Source organism: Rhodococcus sp. C3V, assembly GCF_029269915.1.
Lineage (GTDB): Bacteria > Actinomycetota > Actinomycetes > Mycobacteriales > Mycobacteriaceae > Rhodococcus_F > Rhodococcus_F qingshengii.
Map to the genome: position 1 here is coordinate 98,433 of NZ_JARJBE010000006.1, position 21,498 is coordinate 119,930.

20 protein-coding genes are annotated in these 21,498 nt (G+C 63.4%); 6 read left to right on the forward strand and 14 right to left on the reverse strand.

The window, feature by feature from the left end; translation table 11 throughout:
* Nucleotides 1-26: 26 nt before the first annotated feature.
* Entirely contained in the window at nt 27-749 is a 723-nt protein-coding gene (locus P3G66_RS17380) for an AAA family ATPase (RefSeq protein WP_276116925.1), read from the reverse strand.
* A gap of 32 nt (nt 750-781) precedes the next feature.
* The gene (locus tag P3G66_RS17385; RefSeq protein WP_276116926.1) at nt 782-1,126 is read right to left on the reverse strand and encodes a DUF1801 domain-containing protein; all 345 of its coding nucleotides are present in this window, start codon (nt 1,124-1,126) and stop codon (nt 782-784) included.
* A gap of 67 nt (nt 1,127-1,193) precedes the next feature.
* On the opposite strand from P3G66_RS17385, the gene P3G66_RS17390 reads away from it, so the two are divergent.
* The gene (locus tag P3G66_RS17390) at nt 1,194-1,322 is read left to right on the forward strand and encodes a hypothetical protein (protein ID WP_257226963.1); all 129 of its coding nucleotides are present in this window, start codon (nt 1,194-1,196) and stop codon (nt 1,320-1,322) included.
* A 10-nt stretch (nt 1,323-1,332) separates the two neighbouring features.
* On the opposite strand, the gene P3G66_RS17395 is transcribed toward P3G66_RS17390, so the two are convergent.
* The 6 genes from P3G66_RS17395 to tkt form a co-directional block, all read right to left on the reverse strand.
* Nucleotides 1,333-2,256 (reverse strand): SDR family oxidoreductase, encoded by a 924-nt coding sequence (locus P3G66_RS17395; RefSeq protein WP_007727945.1) that lies wholly within the window; start codon nt 2,254-2,256, stop codon nt 1,333-1,335.
* A 324-nt stretch (nt 2,257-2,580) separates the two neighbouring features.
* The gene (gene pgl / locus P3G66_RS17400; protein ID WP_030536405.1) at nt 2,581-3,321 is read right to left on the reverse strand and encodes a 6-phosphogluconolactonase; all 741 of its coding nucleotides are present in this window, start codon (nt 3,319-3,321) and stop codon (nt 2,581-2,583) included.
* Nucleotides 3,314-4,222: a glucose-6-phosphate dehydrogenase assembly protein OpcA gene (opcA, locus tag P3G66_RS17405; RefSeq protein ID WP_003944921.1), complete on the reverse strand. Its 909-nt coding sequence runs from the start codon at nt 4,220-4,222 to the stop codon at nt 3,314-3,316. Before opcA ends, pgl begins: the two co-directional genes overlap by 8 nt.
* Entirely contained in the window at nt 4,222-5,766 is a 1,545-nt protein-coding gene (zwf, locus tag P3G66_RS17410; protein ID WP_030536404.1) for a glucose-6-phosphate dehydrogenase, read from the reverse strand. Before zwf ends, opcA begins: the two co-directional genes overlap by 1 nt.
* A gap of 4 nt (nt 5,767-5,770) precedes the next feature.
* Nucleotides 5,771-6,895, reverse strand: coding sequence for a transaldolase (gene tal, locus P3G66_RS17415; RefSeq protein ID WP_039972890.1), 1,125 nt, complete (start codon nt 6,893-6,895; stop codon nt 5,771-5,773).
* A 5-nt stretch (nt 6,896-6,900) separates the two neighbouring features.
* Nucleotides 6,901-9,003: a transketolase gene (tkt, locus tag P3G66_RS17420; protein ID WP_003944976.1), complete on the reverse strand. Its 2,103-nt coding sequence runs from the start codon at nt 9,001-9,003 to the stop codon at nt 6,901-6,903.
* Nucleotides 9,004-9,204: 201 nt separating this feature from the next.
* On the opposite strand from tkt, the gene P3G66_RS17425 reads away from it, so the two are divergent.
* The gene (locus P3G66_RS17425; RefSeq protein ID WP_003944994.1) at nt 9,205-10,188 is read left to right on the forward strand and encodes a heme o synthase; all 984 of its coding nucleotides are present in this window, start codon (nt 9,205-9,207) and stop codon (nt 10,186-10,188) included.
* 56 nt (nt 10,189-10,244) lie between these two features.
* Here the strand turns inward: P3G66_RS17425 and P3G66_RS17430 are convergent, their stop codons facing one another.
* Nucleotides 10,245-11,210: a quinone oxidoreductase gene (locus P3G66_RS17430; RefSeq protein WP_042445639.1), complete on the reverse strand. Its 966-nt coding sequence runs from the start codon at nt 11,208-11,210 to the stop codon at nt 10,245-10,247.
* Nucleotides 11,211-11,293: 83 nt separating this feature from the next.
* Between P3G66_RS17430 and P3G66_RS17435 the strand changes: the two genes are divergently transcribed.
* Nucleotides 11,294-11,656, forward strand: a complete 363-nt coding sequence (locus P3G66_RS17435; protein WP_003945032.1) for a hypothetical protein — start codon at nt 11,294-11,296, stop codon at nt 11,654-11,656.
* Between the two features lie 63 nt (nt 11,657-11,719).
* Here the strand turns inward: P3G66_RS17435 and P3G66_RS17440 are convergent, their stop codons facing one another.
* The 5 genes from P3G66_RS17440 to mptB form a co-directional block, all read right to left on the reverse strand.
* The gene (locus P3G66_RS17440; protein WP_021332987.1) at nt 11,720-12,694 is read right to left on the reverse strand and encodes a heme A synthase; all 975 of its coding nucleotides are present in this window, start codon (nt 12,692-12,694) and stop codon (nt 11,720-11,722) included.
* An 89-nt stretch (nt 12,695-12,783) separates the two neighbouring features.
* A complete protein-coding gene (locus P3G66_RS17445; RefSeq protein WP_276116976.1) occupies nt 12,784-14,178 on the reverse strand; it encodes a hypothetical protein in 1,395 nt (464 codons plus the stop codon).
* A 47-nt stretch (nt 14,179-14,225) separates the two neighbouring features.
* Nucleotides 14,226-15,080, reverse strand: coding sequence for an ABC transporter permease (locus tag P3G66_RS17450; RefSeq protein ID WP_003944914.1), 855 nt, complete (start codon nt 15,078-15,080; stop codon nt 14,226-14,228).
* The gene (locus P3G66_RS17455) at nt 15,077-16,018 is read right to left on the reverse strand and encodes an ABC transporter ATP-binding protein (protein ID WP_007727917.1); all 942 of its coding nucleotides are present in this window, start codon (nt 16,016-16,018) and stop codon (nt 15,077-15,079) included. The genes P3G66_RS17450 and P3G66_RS17455 overlap by 4 nt, the downstream gene beginning before the upstream one ends.
* A complete protein-coding gene (gene mptB / locus P3G66_RS17460) occupies nt 16,015-17,769 on the reverse strand; it encodes a polyprenol phosphomannose-dependent alpha 1,6 mannosyltransferase MptB (protein ID WP_003944776.1) in 1,755 nt (584 codons plus the stop codon). Before mptB ends, P3G66_RS17455 begins: the two co-directional genes overlap by 4 nt.
* A gap of 130 nt (nt 17,770-17,899) precedes the next feature.
* On the opposite strand from mptB, the gene P3G66_RS17465 reads away from it, so the two are divergent.
* The 3 genes from P3G66_RS17465 to sufD all read left to right on the forward strand — a co-directional run bounded on the left by P3G66_RS17465 (nt 17,900) and on the right by sufD (nt 21,482).
* The gene (locus P3G66_RS17465; RefSeq protein ID WP_269455348.1) at nt 17,900-18,646 is read left to right on the forward strand and encodes a metalloregulator ArsR/SmtB family transcription factor; all 747 of its coding nucleotides are present in this window, start codon (nt 17,900-17,902) and stop codon (nt 18,644-18,646) included.
* Nucleotides 18,647-18,801: 155 nt separating this feature from the next.
* Nucleotides 18,802-20,262 (forward strand): Fe-S cluster assembly protein SufB, encoded by a 1,461-nt coding sequence (sufB, locus tag P3G66_RS17470; protein WP_003944799.1) that lies wholly within the window; start codon nt 18,802-18,804, stop codon nt 20,260-20,262.
* The gene (sufD, locus tag P3G66_RS17475; protein ID WP_042919809.1) at nt 20,262-21,482 is read left to right on the forward strand and encodes a Fe-S cluster assembly protein SufD; all 1,221 of its coding nucleotides are present in this window, start codon (nt 20,262-20,264) and stop codon (nt 21,480-21,482) included. The genes sufB and sufD overlap by 1 nt, the downstream gene beginning before the upstream one ends.
* The last annotated feature ends 16 nt before the right edge of the window (nt 21,483-21,498 follow it).

Here is a 21,498-nt window from a genome sequence, read left to right on the forward strand (position 1 = left end):
GAGGCCTCCTGGGGTGGAGTTCCAGGTTAGATCAGATGGCGCAGGTACGTGTGCGGGTCGTGAAGGAACCGCTGCCAGTTCGACACCAGATCGAGGTCCTCCCAGCTCGAGGCTCGGATTCCCCATTCGCCGATCTCGAGCAGGTTGGCGTTCGGCAGCGCCGCGATGATCGGCGAGTGCGTCGCGATCACCGCCTGCGCGCCGGATTCCACCAGCTCGCCGAGCAGCGCGGCCAGTGTCAGGGTCCCCTGGAAGGAGAGTGCGGCATCGGGTTCGTCGATGAGATAGAAGCCGCCGTCGGAGGTCCTCGACGACAGGATCTCGAGCAGCGCCTCACCGTGGGAGAGGTGATGGTAAAGCGGTTCAGGTCGCTTGGGATTGGGGTTGTCCTCCAAGTACGTGTACAAACCGTGCAGGGTTTCGTCTCGGAGGTAGTACGCCCACTTCGATGCTCCGGGACTCCGCTCGAGCACAAGGTCGAGGCCGCCCGGTTCACTCGATCGAGTCTGATGCCGCGTATTGGTCGACCCGCCTTCGGCATTGAGACCGAGAACGGCGGCAAGAATTTCGATGACGGTCGACTTTCCCGCTCCGTTTTCGCCGACCAGAATGGTGACACCCGGTGGTAGCTCGAGACCGTGCTGAACGATCTGCGCGACTGCAGGCACCGTCATCGGCCAGCTGCCTACGTCGGCGCCCGACGATGGCCCGGCCTTGATGCGGCGGATGGGTTGTCTCTGCACGGCCATACGTTCTCACAAGGCTCCGACGAGAACGGACGTTAGTGGCGCTGCGCGAGCAATTCGACGATCCGAGCCACGAGATCGAGAGGGATCGGTTTGTTCAGCGGGAACTTCACCGTTGATTTCGCAGCCCGGTAAGGGTCGACGGACTTCTCGAACTCGGCGTCACCCGCCGGGAGCGGGTACATCGAGATGTGGTTTTTCCAGCCTGCGAAGTGAATCAGGTTCTTTCCGTGCACCGTCATGGTCGGCATCTGATAGCTGATGGTCTCATCGAGGCCTGGAACCGTGTTGTGAATCGTCTCGCGGATACTCTCGAGGGCTGGTTGCACGTCGGTGGGAAACGAAGCGATGTATTCGTCGATCGTCGCGAATTCGGCCATGCGCGGATCATAATCGCGCTCCGACTCCCAATTGCGGCGACTTGGGGGACAAATGAGACCATTAGGTATGAAAAATCTGGAACCTTGGGAGTTCGCCGGCATGCTCACGCATCTGCGCGCCTACCTGGCCAACGCAAGGCGCTTTCTGCGGGGGTGGTCTTACCGCGAGGTAGACGGCTCGTCGGAAGATCGTTGACTAGTCACGTTCAGCGTTGGTAATGCCAGAAATCGGGGCGGCTGCCGTCCGCGTCGGTGAACCCGTATTCCGTTCCGAGTTCGCCTGAACTGACCGATCGCTGATTCCATCGCTGTCGATTCGGATCGGCAGCGATGGCCGCGATCGCACGTCCGATGAATCTCGGTGACTCGGAGCGTGCGAAATCCGCGGGCGCAGTCGGACCATCCCGCTCCGGCAACAAAGCGTCACGCCAATTCGATTCGCCGACACCAAAATTCTCGAGCATCATCTCCGATCGCAGGAACCCGGGAGTGATGGCGACGGCAGTACAGCCGAACGGGGCAAGTTCGTGGCCTTGCGAAAATGCGAGCCTGTTCACGGACACCTTGGCCAAGTCGTAGAACACCGAGATGCGATAGTTCGATGCGTTGTATTCGGTAGTGCCATCGGTTATTTCGGCGACCAGTCCGCCTGGCCGATCAGTCATGAGCGGCAGGAGGTGGTGCGACGTGGTGATGTGGGTGTCGATCGCCAGACGCAAGATGTGAAACCCCTTGTCCAGATCGTGTTCCCATACCGGCGTGTTCCACTCCGCCGGCCCACCCTTGAGTAATTCCGCGCCCCAGATGTCGTTGACCAAGATGTCGATATGGTGATAGTCGATTCGCAAGCGTTCGGCGAGATCAGCCACTTGTTTGCTCTTGAGATGATCGACGGCAATCGGCACGCCGACGCCGCCCAGCTCGGTGACCAGCTCTGCCGTCTCTTCGATGGTCTCTCCGCGCGGATAGTCCGACTGAAGAATTCCGGCAGATGTGCTCCGGCCAGTGCAGATGACGGTTGCACCGGCCTCGCCCAAGGCCGCGGCGATTCCGCGTCCGGCGCCCCTCGTCGCCCCGGCAACTACAGCCACTCGCCCGCGAAGTGCGTCCGGATTCGGTGTCCACGACATTGTTCGATTGTTCTCGCCTGGATTGCTTCGTTCAAGAGTGAACGCGATCTGCGGAACCGAACCTTACTTCGCGGCGTCCAAGGTAGTAATCACTCGGATGAAGGAGGTAGGGGAGAGATGGATCGTTGTGTGGGGCGCAGTGCTGGTTGGAGAAACGGGATCTCGGGATTGAGTTCCGTTCCGTCAAAAGGAAATTCGCATCGGATCCGGACTCGGCGGGTAATCGAAAGTCGCCACGGTGAGGAAGTCGTCGACGTACCACCAAGCCGGGAATCGCCCGAAGACGATTCCCGACCGGTGTGAAATCAGATCTGTGAAATCAGATCAGGGAAGCTGCGAGGCAGCGTCCGAATCGAGGAACCAACGTGTCGCAACCAAACCGGTGGCGCCGGCAGACGGCCAGTCGTCGGCCGAAGCACCTCCGACGGCTTTGGCAACGGCCTCGGCCTTTGCAGCACCCGAGACGAGCAGCCAGACCTCTTTGGCTCGCCGAACAGCAGGCAACGTGAGGGTGATCCGCACCGGTGGCGGCTTGGGGGAGTCCGTCACCGCGACTACGAAACGCGCTTCTTCGCGAACAGCGTCGGTATGCGGGAACAACGAGTTGACGTGTCCTTCGCCGCCCATACCGAGCAGGTGCACGTCGAACGTCGGAACCTGATTCCCGTGTGCCTGAGCGCCCAGCAGTTGTTCGTACGCCGTCGCCGCCCCGTGTGGATCACCGTCGTAGATACCGTCGGATGCGGCCATCGCATGTACCCTGTCGGGATCGACCGGCACATGATCGAGAAGCGCCTCACGTGCTTGCACTTCGTTCCGCTCGGGATCGCCGGACGGCAGGAACCGTTCGTCGCCCCAGTACAGATCGATCTGCGACCAGTCGATGTCGCCGGGAGCTTCACGCAACTTCTCGAGAAGTGCGATGCCGGTTCCACCGCCAGTCAGCACGATGGACGCAAACCCGCGAGCCTTCTGGGCATCGACGATGGTCGTGACCAGGCGTGCGGCGGCAGCGTCGACAAGTTGGCCGGCGTCGGAAAACTTCTCCACGACAACATCACTCATAGGTCACCTTCTCCAATCCGGCCAGAGCTTCTTCGTAGATCTCGTCCGGATCGAGCCGACGCAATTCCTCGGCGAGGCAATCGCGTGTCTCTCGACGACCCAGAGAAACCAGCGCGTCAGGCTGACCGGTGCGGATCAACGTAGCGGTCGTGCCCTCCTGCGGACGACTGATGGAGATACTGCGGGTCTCGAGCTTCAACTCGACCGTCAGCTCACCCGTACGTCGAATGACCGGACCGTCGATCTTGGCTGCCAACCAACCGGCGAGAATATCCAGTGCCGGTTCGGTTTTGAGACCGGAGACCACCGCTGAGGTGATCTTCTCGTGCGGCGGCTGATCGAGAGCCGACGCGAGGAGCGCGCGCCAGTAGGTGACGCGACTCCAGGCGAGATCGGTATCGCCGGCGGTGTACGACGCGAGTCGCCCCTTGATGGTGGCGGTCGGATCGGGGGCGCCGGTGGCATCGGTGATGCGCCGTATCGCGAGCTTCCCGACGGGATCCTTGGCCGGAATCTCGGGTGCCTCGAGGGGCCACCACGCGACTACCGGGGTGTCGGGGAGCAGGAACGGGATGACGACGCTGCTCTCGTGGTCCGCCAGGGGACCGTAGAGACGCAGCACGACAACCTCCGAGGCGCCGGCGTCCCCGCCGACACGGATCTGAGCATCGAGCCTGGGCTCACTCTGCTCGTCGCCACGCAGGAGCACGATGACGCGGCAAGGGTGCTCGCGGCTGGCTTCGTTGGCGGCCTCGATGGCTTCCTCGGCATTCCCGGTGTCCCTGGTGCAGACGACGAGCGTCAGCACTCGCCCCAAGGTGACAGCGCCGCCGGTCTTACGCACCTCGACCAGTTTCTTGCTGACCTGGACCGTGGTGGTGGACGGCAAATCGAGAATCACTAGGGTCGCCTCCATTCGCGTCCGGTGCGTTGCATCATTTCGTCCGCAGACGGTGGTCCCCACGTTCCGGCCTCGTAGGGTTCCGGCTTACCGCCGGCAGCCCAGTGCTCGAGGACGGGATCGAGGATCTCCCAAGACAATTCGACTTCGGCATTCACCGGGAACAGAGACGGCTCGCCGAGCAACACGTCGAGAATGAGCCGCTCGTACGCCTCCGGAGACGACTCGGTGAAAGCCTGGCCGTACGAGAAGTCCATGTTGACGTCACGGACTTCCATGCTCGATCCGGGAACCTTCGAGCCGAACCGCATGGTGACGCCCTCGTCGGGCTGCACGCGGATGACCAGAGCGTTCTGGCCGAGGTCTTCGGTCATCGTCTTGTCGAACGGTAGGTGCGGTGCACGTTTGAACACCACCGCGATCTCGGTGACACGGCGTCCGAGTCGTTTGCCCGTGCGCAGGTAGAACGGCACACCCGCCCAGCGGCGGGTGTCGACCTCGAGGGTGATGGCGGCAAAGGTCTCCGTGATGGAGTCCGCTGCGAAGCCGTCTTCTTCGAGGAGCCCGACCACCGGCAGCCCACCCTGCCAGCCGCCCGCGTACTGGCCGCGGGCGGTGGTCTCGTCGAGGGGCTCGGCAAGGCGAGTAGCCGAGAGGACCTTGATCTTCTCCGCCTGCAGATTGAGCGGCTCGAAGCTGATGGGTTCTTCCATCGCCGTGAACGCGAGCAACTGCAGCAGGTGGTTCTGGATCACGTCACGGGCCGCGCCGATGCCGTCGTAGTACCCCGCGCGTCCACCGAGGCCGATGTCCTCGGCCATCGTGATCTGAACGTGGTCGACGTAGTGCGCGTTCCAGATCGGATCGAACAACTGGTTCGCGAAGCGCAGAGCCAGAATGTTCTGGACGGTTTCCTTACCGAGGTAGTGGTCGATACGGAAGACCGTGTCCTCGGGGAACACCTTGTTGACGACGGCGTTCAGTTCGCGAGCGCTCTCGAGGTCGTGGCCGAACGGCTTCTCGATGACGACTCGTCGCCACTGACCGTCCTCGGCCTGCGCGAGGCCCGACGCCGACAGTTGCTCGAGCACCTGAGGAAACGCGTTGGGCGGAATCGCAAGGTAGAAACCGTGATTGCCGCCGATACCACGTTCGTTGTCGAGCGTGGCCAACGTGTCGGACAGGTTCTGGAAGGCCTCGGCCTCGTCGAAACTGCCCTCCACGAACCGGATACCTTCGGCGAGCCTCTCCCAGACGTCCTGACGGAACTTGGTGCGAGCGCCGTCCTTGACTGCTTCGAGGACGACGTTCGTGAAGTCCTCGTCCGTCCAGTCACGCCGGGCGAACCCGACCAGAGCGAATCCGGGCGGCAACAGTCCACGGTTGGCGAGGTCGTAGATGGCGGGCATGAGCTTGCGCCTGGCAAGGTCGCCGGTAACACCGAAAATCACCAGGGCGCAGGGCCCCGCAATGTGCGGAAGCCGTTTGTCGGTGCTGTCCCGAAGGGGATTCACCCAATCTGATGCCGCCGCGGAATCGCTCACAGGCTCAGCTCTTCTGGGTTGCTGCGCGGAGCTGCTCGGCGGTTGCGTCGAGCAACTCGTTCCAGGACACCTCGAACTTGTCGACGCCCTCTGTCTCGAGGACCTTGAACACGTCCGCAAGATCGATGCCGACTGCAGCGAGCTGATCGAAGACCGCCTGTGACTCCTGAGCGGTGCCCGAGATCGTGTCGCCGGTGATCTCGCCGTGGTCGGCGAGAGCGTCGAGCGTCTTCTCCGGCATGGTGTTGACCGTGTTCGGCGCAACCAACTCGGTGACGTAGAGCGTGTCGGGGTAATCCGGGTTCTTCACGCCGGTCGACGCCCACAGCGGACGCTGAGCCTTGGCGCCGTCGGCCAGAAGAGCCTGGAAGCGCGGCTGCACCTCGAAGATCTGCTGGTACGCGTTGTACGCCAGACGTGCGTTTGCGAGTGCAGCCTTGCCACGAAGCTCGAGGGCTTCCGGCGTGCCGATTGCCGTGAGGCGGTTGTCGATCTCGGAATCCACGCGGGAGACGAAGAACGAGGCGACCGACTCGATGGACGAGATGTCGCGGCCGGCAGCCTTGGCGGTGTCCAGACCTTCCAGGTATGCGCCCATGACTGCCTCGTAGCGCTCGACCGAGAAGATCAAGGTGACGTTGACGCTGATGCCCTCACCGATCACCTTGGCGATGGCGGGAATGCCTGCCAGCGTCGCGGGAATCTTGATCAGGACGTTCGGACGATCGACGATCTTATGCAGCTCGATCGCCTGCGCGACGGTGGCGTCGGTGTCGTGAGCCAGGCGAGGATCGACTTCGATGGACACGCGGCCGTCGACGCCGTTCGACGCCTCGAACTGCGGAGCCAGGATGTCGCACGCAGCACGCACGTCGTCGGTGGTCACCGCGGTGATGGTGGCGTCGACATCGGCGCCGCGCTGTGCGAGCTCACGGACCTGAGCGTCGTACGCCGATCCCTTGGACAGTGCCGCCTGGAAGATCGACGGGTTGGTCGTGACACCCACGATCGACTTCGTGTCGATGAGGTTCTGCAGGTTGCCGGACTGGATGCGATCCCGCGAGAGGTCGTCGAGCCAGATGGAAACGCCTGCAGCGGAGAGCTTTTCGGTATTCACGTTCTGTGTCATCGAGATCATCCCTTCACAGCTGCGAGGGAGCGCTGCGCGGCTTCGACAGTCGCGTCGGCAGTGATGCCGAACTCCCGGAACAAGGTCTTGTAATCGGCGGAAGCGCCGTAGTGCTCGAGCGAGACGGCCTGACCGGCGTCGCCGAGGATGCGCCACCACGGCATCGCGATGCCGGCTTCGACGGACACACGCGCGCGCACGGCGGGCGGAATGACCTCGTCGCGGTACGCCTGATCCTGCTCGAGGAACCAATCGAGGCACGGCACGGAAACGACGCGGGTTGCGACGCCCTGAGCTTCGAGGGTTTCGCGAGCCTCGGTGGCCAGATGCAGTTCGGAACCGGTCGCCAGCAAGATGACCTCGGGCGAACCGTTGGCTGCGTCGACGAGGACGTAAGCGCCGCGCTTGACACCCTCGGCAGCCTTCTCCTTGGTGCCTTCGAGAACCGGGATGTCCTGGCGAGTGAGTGCCAGAGCCGTCGGGCCCGTCTTGTTCTCGAGTGCTGCCTGCCATGCGAAAGAGGTCTCGTTGGCGTCACCCGGGCGGACGACGGCGAGGTTCGGGATCGCACGAAGAGCAGCGAGGTGCTCGACCGGCTGGTGAGTCGGGCCGTCTTCACCGAGACCGATGGAGTCGTGGGTCCAGACGTAGGTGACGGCAGTCTTCATCAGTGCGGCCAGGCGAACCGCCGGACGCATGTAGTCGGAGAAGACCATGAAGGTTCCGCCGTACGGGCGGGTCGGGCCGTGAAGCGCGATACCGTTGAGGATCGAGCCCATCGCGTGCTCGCGGATGCCGAAGTGGAGCGTGCGGCCGTAAGGCTGCGCATTCCAGTCGTTTGTGGAGATGGAGAACGGGCCGAACGAATCTGCGCCCTTGATGGTGGTGTTGTTGCTGCCGGCGAGGTCGGCGGAGCCGCCCCACAGCTCGGGCAGGATCGGTCCGAGCGCGTTGAGTGCCGAACCGGAGGCCTTGCGAGTCGCAACGCCCTTGGCGTCGGCCTCGTAGGTCGGGAGAGCGTCGGCCCAGCCGGCGGGGAACTCACCGGCGAACAGGCGGTCGAAGAGTTCCTTGCGCTCGGTCTCACGTGCAGCCCACGCGTCGAACTCGACCTGCCATGCCTTGCGTGCGTCGGCGCCGCGGGAGACGACCTCACGGGCGTGAGCCAGAGCGTCGGCGTCGACGTCGAAGGACTTGGCCGGATCGAAGCCGAGGGCTTCCTTGACCGCTGCAACTTCGTCGGCACCGAGAGCGGAGCCGTGGACGTCGCCGGTGTTCATCTTCTTCGGAGCCGGAAAACCGATGATGGTGCGGAGCAAGATGATGGACGGACGATCGACGACGGCCTTGGCCGCGGCAACCGCGTCGAGGATGCCGGAGACGTTCTCGCCACCTTCGACGTGCTGAACGTGCCAGCCGTATGCCTCGTATCGCTTTCCGACGTCTTCGCCGAGAGCGATGGTGGTGTCGTGCTCGATGGAGATCTTGTTGTCGTCGTAGAAGACGATGAGGTTGCCCAGTTCCTGGACACCGGCGAGAGACGAGGCCTCGGACGTAACGCCTTCTTCGATGTCACCGTCGGACGCGATCACGTAGATGTGATGGTCGAAGGGGGAGGAGCCGACCGGGGTCTCCGGATCGAACAACCCACGCTCACGACGCGCAGCCATCGCCATACCGACTGCGGACGCAAGGCCCTGGCCCAGCGGACCGGTGGTCATCTCGACGCCGACGGTGTGGCCGACCTCGGGGTGGCCGGGGGTCAGTGCGCCCCACGTGCGGAGAGCTTCGAGGTCAGCGAGCTCGAGACCGTAGCCCGACAGGTAGAGCTGGGTGTACAGCGTCAAGGATGAATGGCCACAGGAGAGAACGAAGCGGTCACGGCCGACCCATTCTGCATCCGAAGGATCGTGGCGCATGACGCGCTGGAAGAGGGTGTATGCCAACGGCGCCAAGCTCATTGCAGTTCCGGGATGGCCGTTGCCGACCTTCTGAACCGCGTCGGCGGCGAGCACGCGGGCGGTATCGACAGCCTTGGTGTCCAGGTCGGTCCAGTCCGAGGGGTGGACGGGTTGCGTGAGGACGTGGATCTCGTCTGTGATCGACACTGGCAGATGTCTCCTGACATGGTGTACGTGGATTGCGAGGGTGGGGTGTCCCTCCACTGCGTAACCCAGCCTAATGGTCCTGGCTGTCCGGGTCGATTCGGTTCCTCAATGGCTGCGGTCTACCATCGTTCGTAGTAGAGAACAGTGTCAGCAGTGTGTCGTGAAGAGTTAGTGCGGTAACGCGTGGTGCAAGGAGAGAACGTGCGGACAGGGCAACAGCCGAGCGGACATGGCTTCGGCAGCCCAGGTGCCGCCCCGCGGGCGACCAATACCGATACGGTGTGGGGTCGCGCAACGGGCAAGGTTCTGGCTTATATCGCGCTCACGAAGCCGCGAGTGATCGAATTGCTGTTGGTGGCAACCATTCCGGCAATGCTGCTGGCCGATCGCGGAACAGTCGACATCGTTCTGATCCTCAGCACCCTCTTCGGTGGCTGGATGGGCGCGGCGAGTGCGAACTCGCTCAACTGCGTCGTCGACGCCGACATCGACAAGGTCATGAAGCGCACGGCGAAGCGTCCGCTGGCCCGCGAGGCGGTGCCGACGCGCAACGCGCTCGTCTTCGGGCTCCTTCTCGGACTCGCGTCGTTCCTGTGGCTGTGGTGGCGAGCCAACCTCTTGGCCGGCATCCTCGTCGTGATCACGATCGCGTTCTACGTCCTCATCTACACGATGGTTCTCAAGCGTCGTACCTGGCAGAACGTCATCTGGGGTGGCGCAGCCGGATGTATGCCCGTCCTCGTGGGCTGGGCCGCTGTCACCGGTTCGCTGAGCTGGCAGCCCGTCGTGCTGTTCCTGATCATCTTCTTCTGGACGCCGCCGCACACCTGGGCGCTGGCGATGCGATACAAAGAGGACTACAAAGCTGCCGGTGTTCCCATGCTTCCGGTGATCGCCACCGAAGAGCACGTCACCAAGCAGATTCTGTTCTACAGCTGGGCAATGGTCGTCACGACGCTTGTCCTCGTCCCCGCGTCGGGCGTCATCTACGCCGCAATCACCATCGTCGCCGGTGCGTGGTTCCTGCTCATGGCACATCAGCTGTACCGCAGCGTTCGCGGTGGTGCTCAGGTCAAACCGCTACGCCTGTTCCTGCAGTCCAACAACTATCTTGCGATCGTGTTCGTCGGCCTCGCCGTCGACTCGGTTCTCGGACTCCAGACGATCAGCGACATGCTGAGCTGATTCTGCTGTGCGCCTTTATTAACCGCGGGCGGTTAATAAAGGCGCACAGCACTTCGCTAGGGGATCAGAACGATCGACCCGGTCGTTGCTCTACCTTCCAGATCCCGATGGGCTGTTGCCGCGTCGGCGAGGGGATACTCGGCGCCGACGCGAATATCGAGTTTCCCGGCCGCAATGGCGTCGAAGACATCGCCGGCACGCCAGGTCAGTTCCTCTCGAGTGCGAATGTGATGCGCGAGCGTCGGACGCGTCAGGAACAGCGAACCCGACGAATTGAGCCGCTGCGGATCGACAGGCGGAACCGGTCCACTGGCCGCACCGAACAAAGCGACCGTGCCGCGGATGCGCACGGAAGCCAAGCTCGAATCAAAAGTTGTCGCACCGACGCCGTCGTATGCCGCCGCTACTCCTTCGCCGCCGGTCAACTCCCGGACTCGCGCTGCGATGTCCTCGTCGTACCGCAGGACCTCCGCGGCGCCCGCGCCACGCGAGAGTTCTTCCTTTGCATCCGATGACACAGTCGTGATGACCTTCGCCCCGAGGCTGACGGCCATCTGCGTCAGGATCAACCCGACGCCGCCCGCGCCTGCGTGCACGAGCACGGTGTCGCCGCTCTGGATCGGATACGTCGACTTCGCGAGGTAGTGCGCCGTCATCCCCTGCAGGAGCGCCGACGCTGCGGCCGATGCCGGGACACCGTCAGGCACTTTCACTGCGACTGCGGCGGGAACAGCCACCTTCTCGGCATAGCTGCCAGTGGCAGCGGCCCACGCGACCCGGTCGCCCACGGAGAATTCGGAGACGTCGGAGCCGACAGCTTCGACGACACCGCTGCCCTCGTCGCCGGGAATGTAGGGGAGCGGACGCTTGTACTGGCCCATTCGGAAGTACGTGTCGATGAAATTGATGCCGATCGCTTCGGTCTTGACGAGTAGATCGCCTGGGCCGGGTGTCGGTTCGGGTTGTTCGGTCAGAGTCAGAACGTCTGGTCCGCCGGTCTCGGTCACGTAGATGGCTCGCATGGTTTCTGTTCTACACCCGAGGCGGCCGACGCTCAGTCCATGCCTGGTGTCGCTTCCGGGCTACCGACCAGTATTGTCGAGTCATGAGCACCGATACCGAGAAGTCGGACGCCACCCCGTCCGCGCCGGAACTGCCGAAGTCCACGGTGAACGCCATCACCAAGTTCGTCGCCGAGCACGGCGGCTCCGCCAGCGCCGTCATCCAGCCGGTCGGCCTGGCCGGCGTTCGCATCACCCTCGTAGGTGCCGACGGCATCCTCGGTGATCAGGTCGTCGAGGACCTCGCCACGGCAAACGCGGTCGTCGCGTCCTTCGACAACGTCACCGTCGCCGAGTGGGAGCGCGAACTGACGAGCATCGTCACCCCGCAGGAAGGCCATTTCAAGAAGATGGCCGGTTGGGTCGCCAACCAGACTCGGTTCCCGAAAGCTCGCAACGAATCCTGAAATGACGTGTGGGGCGCAGGAACACGTTTTGGTGTTCCTACGCCCCACACGTGTCTTGAAGCGTCAGACAGCTGGTATCGGCGAATTGGTCGGCGTGTACTGGCGGGTCTTACCCGCAGCCCAAACTGCTGCGGTCGCAGCCGTGCACAGTCCTGCACCGGCGACGTGCATGATCACCAGAACTTCCGGCACATCGGTGAAGTACTGCACGACACCGATGAGCGACTGCGCGAGGATCAGTCCCAGCAGGACCTTCAGACGGATCTTCACGGCTGCGGATGTCCCGACCGCATACAGGCCGAAGGTCAGACCCACGACCAGCGCGAGATATCCGACCAGAAGCTGTGAGTGCAGATGGACGAGCGTCACGATCTCGATCTCCAGGCGAGGCACCGTCCGGTCCAGTCCCTTGTCGCCGGCGTGCGGGCCTGCGCCCGTTACGAGAGTTCCAGCGACCAAAACGCCGGCGAGCGCGACACCTGACAGCGCGGTAAGCCAGCGCAACGGCTTCGGCATCACGACCAGAGTTGTTGCTTCGTCGGGTTCCGCGATCTTCGCGTACATCACCGTGGCAACCCAGACCATCAGCATCGACGCAACCAGGTGAATGGCGACCGTCCACCACAGCAAGCCTGTGAGGACGGTGATACCGCCGATCACTGCCTGAACGACAGTGCCGAGCGGCATCATCCAGGCGTAGACAAGCACCTCTTTGCGTCGGCGAGCGCGAGTCACCGCAAGCACGATCGCAGCGGCGACGATGACGACCAGGAAGGTCAGCAGGCGGTTGCCGAACTCGACGGCTTGGTGAATCACCGCGACCTGTCCGTGGCCGACCGGGACGAAGCTACCGGGGAAGCACTGCGGCCACGTCGGGCAACCGAGTCCCGAGTCCGTCACGCGCACCACCGCGCCGGTGACAGCGATGCCGCCCTGCGTCAGGATCACGATGAACGCGATGATTTTCTGCGTTTTCAGCGAGGGGAGAGGTAGTCGATCCACCAAGCGTAAAAATCCGGCATACACACGATTCACCACGCCAACGATCGTAGTTCCCCATCAACTACACAGTGTCGTTGGGGCCAGCTCGCTCCGCGCCTGCCCCGCGTCGTTGGGGCCAGCTCGCGTCAGTTCGCGCGAACTCGCACGATTCCCGAGATCGTTCCCTGGAAGTACTCGCCCGACTCGGTGATGAGTGCAGACATCTGAAGGGTGTCGTTGAGGATCGTCGACGGCAACGGAGTCGAACCGATCTGAGACCCGTCCTTCGAGTCGATCACCGCGAAGGAGTAACCGTCCAGCGGAGAGGTGTTCGGAGCACCGTCCCGTGTCACCGTGTAAATCGAGCCGTCAGCCGTCGAGAGGTGAGGTACCGCGGAGCTGCGAATCGTGTTGTCCCACACGACATGGCAGCCGACCGGATCGATGTCGACGCGGGTCATTCCGCCGTTGAAGGGTGCCGTGGCGGGGACCGCTGGACCGGCACCTTCAGGAGTCGTGGGGTACGGGTATCCGTAAGTGCCGGCGACGTAGACGGAATGACCGATGCCGACGGGGGAGTTCTCGCTGCCGCTCGGTGAGCCGTCCTGGCTGGCAGCGGACAACACCGGCTGCGTGCACACCTCGGCGCCCGTGTCAGCGCGATAGACATGCAAGCTCACTGTCGGGTGGGCGTTGTCGACGATGGTCAAGAAATCGCTGCCCGTCGACGGGCCGAAGTATGTCGGCGTCGATCCGGTTCCCCAGCTGAGCTGACCCGGATTACGGGCCGGCCCGCGGTCGTACGGCTGACGCCAGTCGATGACGACCTCGTCGCCATTTCGCTTCAGTTGGTAGAGCGCGTGGGTAGTTGCGACAGCAGTGCCCGTCGGGGAGGTGGAGATGCTGTTCTGCACCTGTTCACCTTCGGGGAGCGCAATGCTGTGCGCGATTCGATCCGCGCCGACATACCCGACGGTGCCGTGCCCGGTGGCGAACCAGACATTGCCGTCCCAGTCCGGAGCGAGGCCGGTGACGTTGTCGTCGGCGGCTACCGCACCACTGAGATCGACTACATCCGCGAGTTCCAGCCGCCAACTGCCGTCCGGATTCTGCGCATGGGAAATGCGGACCAGTTGACGGTTTCCGTCGACGGCTACGAGACGGTTCTCGTTGTCGAGGTAGGCGTAGACGCCGCCGAGCAGACTGCCCTTCGCGAGCGGCAGTTGTGCTACGGATCTACCCAACGGCGTGGCGTCGGCCTTCGGATCGATCAAATGGATGGTCGGGATCTGGCCGATCATCGTCGTGCAGAGCGAGACGACCATGCCGTCGGAACCCTGGAGGACCGTCGGGCAGGCGGCCATCATCGGGAAAGCAGTCACCTCGTGGGGGCCGGTTCCTGGACCGGGCAGCGGAGTGACGTCGGACGAGCCCGCGTCACCGTGCATGGTGGAAGTACCGACGGGACCGAGGTACGGATTTGCAGGTGCGAGTGGACCGGACACCGAAGGGGTCGCCGTTGCGGGTCCGGCACACAACATGACTGTTGCGGCCACACAGCCGACGATCTGAGCTGTCCGTCGTGTACTCACGTGAACTTGAACCACCTTGCTGCGCAGACTCCGGCCACTGCGGCCCAGATGAGTAGTACGAGAATCGAAAACCAGTCCATCGAGGTGTCGAGGGCCGCTTCGAGTGCGTGTGCGAGAGCGCCGGACGGAACAATGCGGACCAGCGTGTGAACAGCGGTCGGAAGTTCGCCGCTGGCGAAGACCACACTGCCGATGCCCACCATGATGAACCACAGGATGTTGGCGAGCGCGAGAACGATCTCTGCTCGCAAAGTACCGCCGAGCAGTAGGCCAAGCGCTGCAAATGTGACAGTACCGATGGCAATGACCACTGCACCGAGTACAAGTTCGACGAACGACGGACGCCATCCCAACGCCAAACCGATAGCGCCGAGCAAGAGTGACTGCAGAGCCACGACGATGATGACGGCAGCGCTCTTGCCTGCGATGATTCCCCACCGCGGTAGCGGCGTTGCACCGAGTCGCTTGAGCGCGCCGTATCGGCGGTCGAATCCGACGGCGATGGCCTGTCCGGTGAACGCCGTCGACATCACGGCAACCATCATGACACCAGGGAGCACGGTATCGACCCGAGAATCGCCCAAATCGCCGATCGGGAGTAGACACAGTCCGATGAGCAGGGTGATCGGGATGAACATGGTGAGCAGCAATTGCTCACCGTTGCGGAGCAGAAGAGTCAGCTCCAGTTTGGTCTGCGCCGCCAGCATCTTGGCCGCCGAATTGGGGCGGGGATCCGGCGAGAAGGTGCCTGGCTCGAAGCGGTTCTCGGCGAGCCGTCGGTCTCTGGCAACGCTGATGGGACTGCTCTGGCCGTTCGACGCTGTTTCGTTCATGACCTTGATCTCCGTCATCCCCTCAGTTCCCGGCCCGTCAATTCGAGGAAGACGTCTTCCAGACTCCGTTGATCGACGCGAATGTCGTTGATCAGCACGTCCTGATCGGCACACCACGTCGCAACTGTTGCCACGGTTGCCGGATCGATTGCACCTTCGACGACGTAGGTGCCGGGGTTGGATTCCTCGATGCGGAACCCGGCGAGTGAACCGGCCAGCGAATCGAGGCTCAAACCGGGAACCGTCGTCAGACGGAGTTGTCCTTCGGCGCCCTTGCTGGTGACCTCCGCCGGCGTTCCCGACGCGACGATCTTGCCGTGGTCGATGATGACCAGTTCGTCGGCGAGCGCTTCGGCCTCGTCCATGAGGTGTGTGGTGAGCAGGACGCTCACGCCGTCGCGTCGCAGAGCGTCGATGAGTTCCCACACGAGCAGGCGCGCCTGAGCGTCGAGGCCGGCGGTGGGTTCGTCCAGAAATACCAACTCGGGACGCCCGACCAGCGCGCACGCCAGGGACAGTCGTTGCTGCTGGCCTCCGGAGAGGCGGCGGTACGGGGTCTTGCGCGCATCGGTGAGGCCGAGTTTGGAAAGGAGCCAGGCGGGATCGAGCGGGTCGGCCGAGTATGCGGCCACGAGGTCGAGCATTTCCCCGGCCTTGGACCCGGGGTACGCGCCGCCGCCCTGCAGCATGACGCCGATTCGCGAGCGGACTTCACCGGAGTCGGCGATGGGGTCGAGACCGAGCACTCGAACCGTGCCGGCATCGGGGGTGACAAACCCTTCGCACATCTCGACGGTGGTTGTCTTGCCGGCTCCGTTGGGGCCGAGCAGGGCAACGACCTGGGCCGTCTCGACAGTGAGATCGATACCGTCGACGGCTCGAACACCGTCGAAGGACTTGACGACACCCTGGATCTGTACCGCCGGCGTCGACGATCTGGAGGCTCTCGAGGTCACGGGGAATCAGCGTAAGCCCCCGCCGAGTTGTCTTCGTCTACCGGTCCGCCTTTCGTGATCTCCGCTACTGGCTTGTCGCTACGCCAGGGGAGTGAATTGCGGGTGAAGACGATGAGCGTTCCGGCGGTGAGGATGGTCGCGATGACGGCCTGCACGATCATGAACGGAAGGTATTCGGCGCCGTTGGACATCAACATGACGCTGACGATCGAGGTGAAGACGACGGCAGGGATGCGGAAAATCGGCGCGGTGGCCCACGCCGCCAACGGAAGGATCGCCCACAGCAGGTACCACGGCTGAACGACGGGGAACAGGAGAACGATCGCGCCGAGCGCGATGCCGAGTCCGCCGACCGGATGGATGCGGCCCATGTAGACCGAGATCATCATCCGTGCGGTGACGAGCATGGCGACGAGAGTAGCGATGGGCCGCGTGATCGTGAGGATCGCCGTCGTGTGATCGCCGAGTCCGAGCAGTACGCCTGCCAATCCCGTGCCGACGCCCAGGAGCGTCGGGATGGACATCCAACTCCGGACTGCCGTGGCGGTGTCGAGGGTGTTGATCCAACCCATACCGAGCCCACTGGCCACGCTGATGACAAACGTGACGACAGCGGCAACGATGCCCAGGAGAATCGCGGCTCCCGCCAGGGCTTTCCAGGTTCCACCCCAACGCCGAGCCAAGGCCATGCCGACAAATCCCAGCGCAAGCAAGGACGGAATTTTGACGGTCGACGACAACGCGATCAAACCTGATCCCGCAACGAGATAGAACAGCGCTCGCCCACGGATGGGCCCGGACCCTTCGACTGCGCGGAGGGCGATCTCGATTCCGGCGAGCATCAACCCGAGCATGAGCGCTTCGTTGTGGATGCCGGCCACCAAGTGGAAGAGCAACAGCGGGTTCGCGGCACCGAGCCAGAGCGAACTGACGGCAGAGACACCGCATCGCTTGGCCAGTCGCGGTATCGCCCACACGATGAGCGCGACGCCGGCCAATGCGAGCAAGCGGTGCAAGAAGATTCCGGCCACGATGTTGTCGCCGGTCAGTGAGCTGATCCCGCGTCCCAGCCACAGGAAGAACGGTCCGTACGGAGCCGGGGTGTCGCGCCAGATCGTCGGAACCGTGCGGGTGAGAACGTGGTCGACGCCCAGTGCCGCCTTGGGGCCGATGGCGTACGGATCGAGTCCACGGGCCGCGATTTCGCTTTGAGCCAGATACGAGTAGACGTCGCGGCTGAACATCGGCGGTGCGACCGAGAGCGGCAGGATCCACAGCAGGAGTGTGCGGTCCAACTGGGAACGGGTCATGCGCCGCGGTGCGCCGGAACGGCTGCGTATGTCCCCGACTGCAAATCGGCCCATCATCAGCCAGGCCAGAACGACGAGCACGGTTCCGGTCATCGTCATGGTGAGTGAGACCGTCGGCATACGTCCGGGAAGGCTGAGGACTCGAAGTCCTGCGGTCGGATTCTGCAGGACGGGTTGTGCGCCGGCGCCGAGCGCTCCGACTGCCATCAAGACCGCGCCGGTTGCGCCGAATCGGCGAATCCCTCGCAGTTGTGCGGTTTCCTTCGCGTTCAGGCCAGGGCGCTCGTCCTCGTCGCCGTGCAGCACCGCGGCCATACTCTGCCGGGGAGCGGATCCGAAAGGTCGAACGCCGATTGTGGAAAGCGCGAGTGCCTTGGGTTTTTCCAGCAGGATCGCGCGCGCCGATCGGGCGGTCGTCGTCTTCTCGGGGGTCTGCGGCACACCAGGCAGCGTAGCGGCTCCATCCAGCCGGACAGACAAGCACAAACAACGTACGTTGTCCGGATATTCCCGAATGTAATGCAGGTTGCCCTTAGTAGACCTGCGAAAAGAATTCCGTCACACTTGTGTTGTGAAAAGAAATGCGTCAGACCCACGAAGCAAGGAAGTTGCAGGTCAGCCCACTGTAGCGGCCTCGCCGAGTGCTGCCGCAAATCCGGTGACAGTGAGCGTCGAAGGTCAGACGCGGGCGGCAGTGGTCAAGCTGTTACTCGAAGAAGGCCCCATTACCGCCTCCGAAATCGGCACGCGCCTCGGTTTGAGTGCCGCAGGTGTCCGACGTCACTTGGATGCGTTGATCGAGTCGGGCGAAGCCCGTACCGCTTCGGCGTCGTCGCTGCGTCAGCGTGGACGAGGTCGTCCCGCCAAGCAGTTCCAGATCACCGCGACCGGTCGCGGCCGCCTCGGCCACACCTACGACGATCTGGCGGGAGCCGCGATGCGGCAACTCCGTGAAATCGGCGGAGACGCGGCAATCGAGGAGTTCGCCAAGCGCCGGGTCCAGGCGATCGTCGGAGACGTCGAACCGGCTGATCCGACAGATGTCGACAACGTCGAGGCGACAGCGGACGCAATCGCCGAAGCCTTCAACGCGGTGGGGTTCGCAGCGTCGACCCGGCCGGTCGGTAACGGCGTGCAGATCTGCCAACACCATTGCCCGGTTTCCCATGTGGCAGAAGAGTTTCCGGAACTGTGCGAGGCAGAGCAGCAAGCATTCCGGCAATTGCTCGGGACTCATGTTCAGCGTCTGGCGACCATCGCCAACGGTGACTGCGCCTGCACGACGCACGTGCCCCTCGTGTCCACCGGGAGTAGATGACCGGACCAGAGTGTTCTACAGAGCGTTGCCACCGTGCAGCGTTCGAATAGAGATTTTTCAGCTAGTTCTTCAAAGTCAGAACTGCTCGACCACAGCGACCAGCCCTCGCTGAACCCGAGCAGCCGTCAAGAAACAAGACTCCGGAAGGAGCTCGCATGACCGTCACATCAGACCAGGCGACTACCACTGCGGCAGCAGGCACCGAGCCGCTCACGCAGGAAGAGACCATCGCGTCCCTCGGTCATTACGGCTACGGCTGGTCCGATTCCGACGAAGCCGGAGCCAGCGCGCAGCGCGGGTTGTCCGAGGCTGTCGTGCGGGACATCTCCGCCAAGAAGAGCGAGCCCGAGTGGATGCTCGACATCCGCCTCAAGGCGCTGCGCACCTTCGACAAGAAGCCGATGCCGAACTGGGGCAGCGACCTCGAAGGTATTCACTTCGACAACATCAAGTACTTCGTCCGGTCCAGCGAGAAGCAGGCCGAGTCGTGGGAAGACCTGCCCGAGGACATCAAGAACACGTACGACAAGCTCGGCATCCCCGAGGCGGAGAAGCAGCGCCTCGTTGCCGGCGTCGCAGCTCAGTACGAGTCCGAGGTCGTCTACCACTCGATCCGTGAGGACCTCGAGGAGCAGGGCGTCATCTTCCTCGACACGGACACCGGTCTCAAGCAGCACCCGGAGCTGTTCAAGGAGTACTTCGGATCGGTCATCCCGGCCGGCGACAACAAGTTCTCCGCGCTGAACACCGCCGTGTGGTCGGGCGGCTCGTTCATCTACGTTCCGCCGGGAGTCCACGTGGACATCCCGCTGCAGGCGTACTTCCGCATCAACACCGAGAACATGGGTCAGTTCGAGCGCACCCTGATCATCGTCGACGAAGATGCCTCCGTGCACTACGTCGAGGGTTGCACCGCGCCGATCTACAAGTCCGATTCACTGCACTCGGCCGTCGTCGAGATCATCGTGAAGAAGGGCGGCCACTGCCGCTACACGACCATCCAGAACTGGTCCAACAACGTCTACAACCTGGTGACCAAGCGCACCAAGGTCGAGGCCGGCGGATCCATGGAGTGGGTCGACGGCAACATCGGCTCCAAGGTCACCATGAAGTACCCGGCCGTGTGGCTGATGGGCGAGTACGCCCGCGGTGAGGTTCTCTCCGTTGCGTTCTCCGGCGAGGGCCAGCACCAGGACACCGGCGCCAAGATGCTCCACCTCGCGCCGCACACGTCCTCGACCATCATCAGCAAGTCTGTCGCCCGCGGCGGTGGACGTGCGTCGTACCGCGGTCTGGTGCAGGTCAACAAGGGTGCCCACGGCTCCAAGTCGACCGTCAAGTGTGACGCTCTGCTGGTCGACCAGATCAGCCGAAGCGACACCTACCCGTACGTCGACATCCGCGAGGACGACGTCACCATGGGTCACGAGGCCACCGTTTCGAAGGTCAGTGACGATCAGCTCTTCTACCTGATGAGCCGCGGACTGACCGAGGACGAGGCGATGGCCACCATCGTGCGTGGATTCGTCGAGCCCATCGCGAAGGAACTCCCGATGGAGTACGCGCTCGAGCTCAACCGCCTTATCGAACTTCAGATGGAAGGGGCTGTGGGTTAGTGACCACGCCAGAGACCGGAGTCATCGGAGCTGTTGCCGGGGAGAACCCGACCGCTCCTGTAAAGGGTGCAGCCACAGGCTCACCCATCACGAACAAGGGTGAGCAGTTCTCCTCGTTCGACGTCAATGCTTTCGAGGTTCCCGGCGGACGTGACGAGATCTGGCGGTTCACCCCGCTGCGTCGTCTCCGGGGATTGCACGACGGCAGCGCCGTCGCCAACGGACAGGTCACCGTCGAGGTCGACGGCGGAAGCGACATCACCGTCGAGACCGTCGGCCGTGACGACGCACGTCTGGGCAAAGCCGGCGTTCCCGCTGATCGCATTGCAGCGCAGGCGTATTCCAGCTTCGAGACGGCAACGGTCATCTCGGTTGGCGCCGAGGTCGAGGTCGAGAAGCCCGTCGTGGTCACCATGACCGGCCCCGGAGTCGACAACGTCGCCTACGGACACACCCAGATTCGTCTGGCGCAGTTCGCCAAGGCGACGTTCGTGATCGACCAGCGCGGCAGCGGAACCTTCGCGGAGAACATCGAATTCGTTCTCGGTGACAGTGCGCAGCTGACGGTGGTGGCCATCCAGGACTGGGCGGACGACGCAGTTCACGTGACGTCACACCACGCTCGCCTGAACCGCGACGCAGTGCTTCGATACACCTCGATCAGCCTGGGCGGCGACCTGGTTCGCCTGTCCGCCACCGTCAAGTACGACGGACCGGGCGGCGACGCCGAACTGCTCGGCCTGTACTTCGCCGACGCCGGCCAGCATCTGGAACAGCGTCTGCTGGTGGACCATTCGCAGCCCAACTGCAAGTCCAACGTGGTCTACAAGGGTGCGCTTCAGGGAGATCCCGGATCCGGCAAGCCCGACGCGCACACCGTGTGGATCGGCGACGTTCTCATCCGCGCCGCAGCGGAGGGCACCGACACGTTCGAGCTCAACCGCAACCTGGTGCTGACCGACGGCGCCCGCGCCGACTCGGTTCCGAACCTCGAAATCGAAACCGGTGAGATCGTCGGGGCCGGCCACGCAAGTGCAACGGGACGTTTCGACGACGAGCAGCTGTTCTACCTGCGTGCTCGTGGTATCCCGGAGGATCAGGCTCGTCGTCTGGTCGTACGTGGGTTCTTCCACGAAATCATCAACAAGATCGCTGTTCCCGAGGTGCGCGATCGCCTCGAAGCCGCAGTCGAAGCCGAACTCGCAGCCGTCGGCTCCTGACCGCCCCGCCTGCGAC

Bases quoted from the DNA above. Each gene is read 5' to 3' on its own strand.
- P3G66_RS17435 (WP_003945032.1), top strand. From the start codon at position 11,294: ATGAGCACCGATACCGAGAAGTCGGACGCCACCCCGTCCGCGCCGGAA.
- pgl (WP_030536405.1), bottom strand. From the start codon at position 3,321: ATGAGTGATGTTGTCGTGGAGAAGTTTTCCGACGCCGGCCAACTTGTC.
- P3G66_RS17450 (WP_003944914.1), bottom strand. From the start codon at position 15,080: ATGACGGAGATCAAGGTCATGAACGAAACAGCGTCGAACGGCCAGAGC.
- P3G66_RS17385 (WP_276116926.1), bottom strand. From the start codon at position 1,126: ATGGCCGAATTCGCGACGATCGACGAATACATCGCTTCGTTTCCCACC.
- P3G66_RS17430 (WP_042445639.1), bottom strand. From the start codon at position 11,210: ATGCGAGCCATCTACGTGACCGAGACCGGCGGACCAGACGTTCTGACT.
- tal (WP_039972890.1), bottom strand. From the start codon at position 6,895: ATGACACAGAACGTGAATACCGAAAAGCTCTCCGCTGCAGGCGTTTCC.
- P3G66_RS17445 (WP_276116976.1), bottom strand. From the start codon at position 14,178: ATGTTGTGTGCCGGACCCGCAACGGCGACCCCTTCGGTGTCCGGTCCA.
- P3G66_RS17395 (WP_007727945.1), bottom strand. From the start codon at position 2,256: ATGTCGTGGACACCGAATCCGGACGCACTTCGCGGGCGAGTGGCTGTA.
- sufB (WP_003944799.1), top strand. From the start codon at position 18,802: ATGACCGTCACATCAGACCAGGCGACTACCACTGCGGCAGCAGGCACC.
- P3G66_RS17390 (WP_257226963.1), top strand. From the start codon at position 1,194: ATGAAAAATCTGGAACCTTGGGAGTTCGCCGGCATGCTCACGCATCTG.
- P3G66_RS17380 (WP_276116925.1), bottom strand. From the start codon at position 749: ATGGCCGTGCAGAGACAACCCATCCGCCGCATCAAGGCCGGGCCATCG.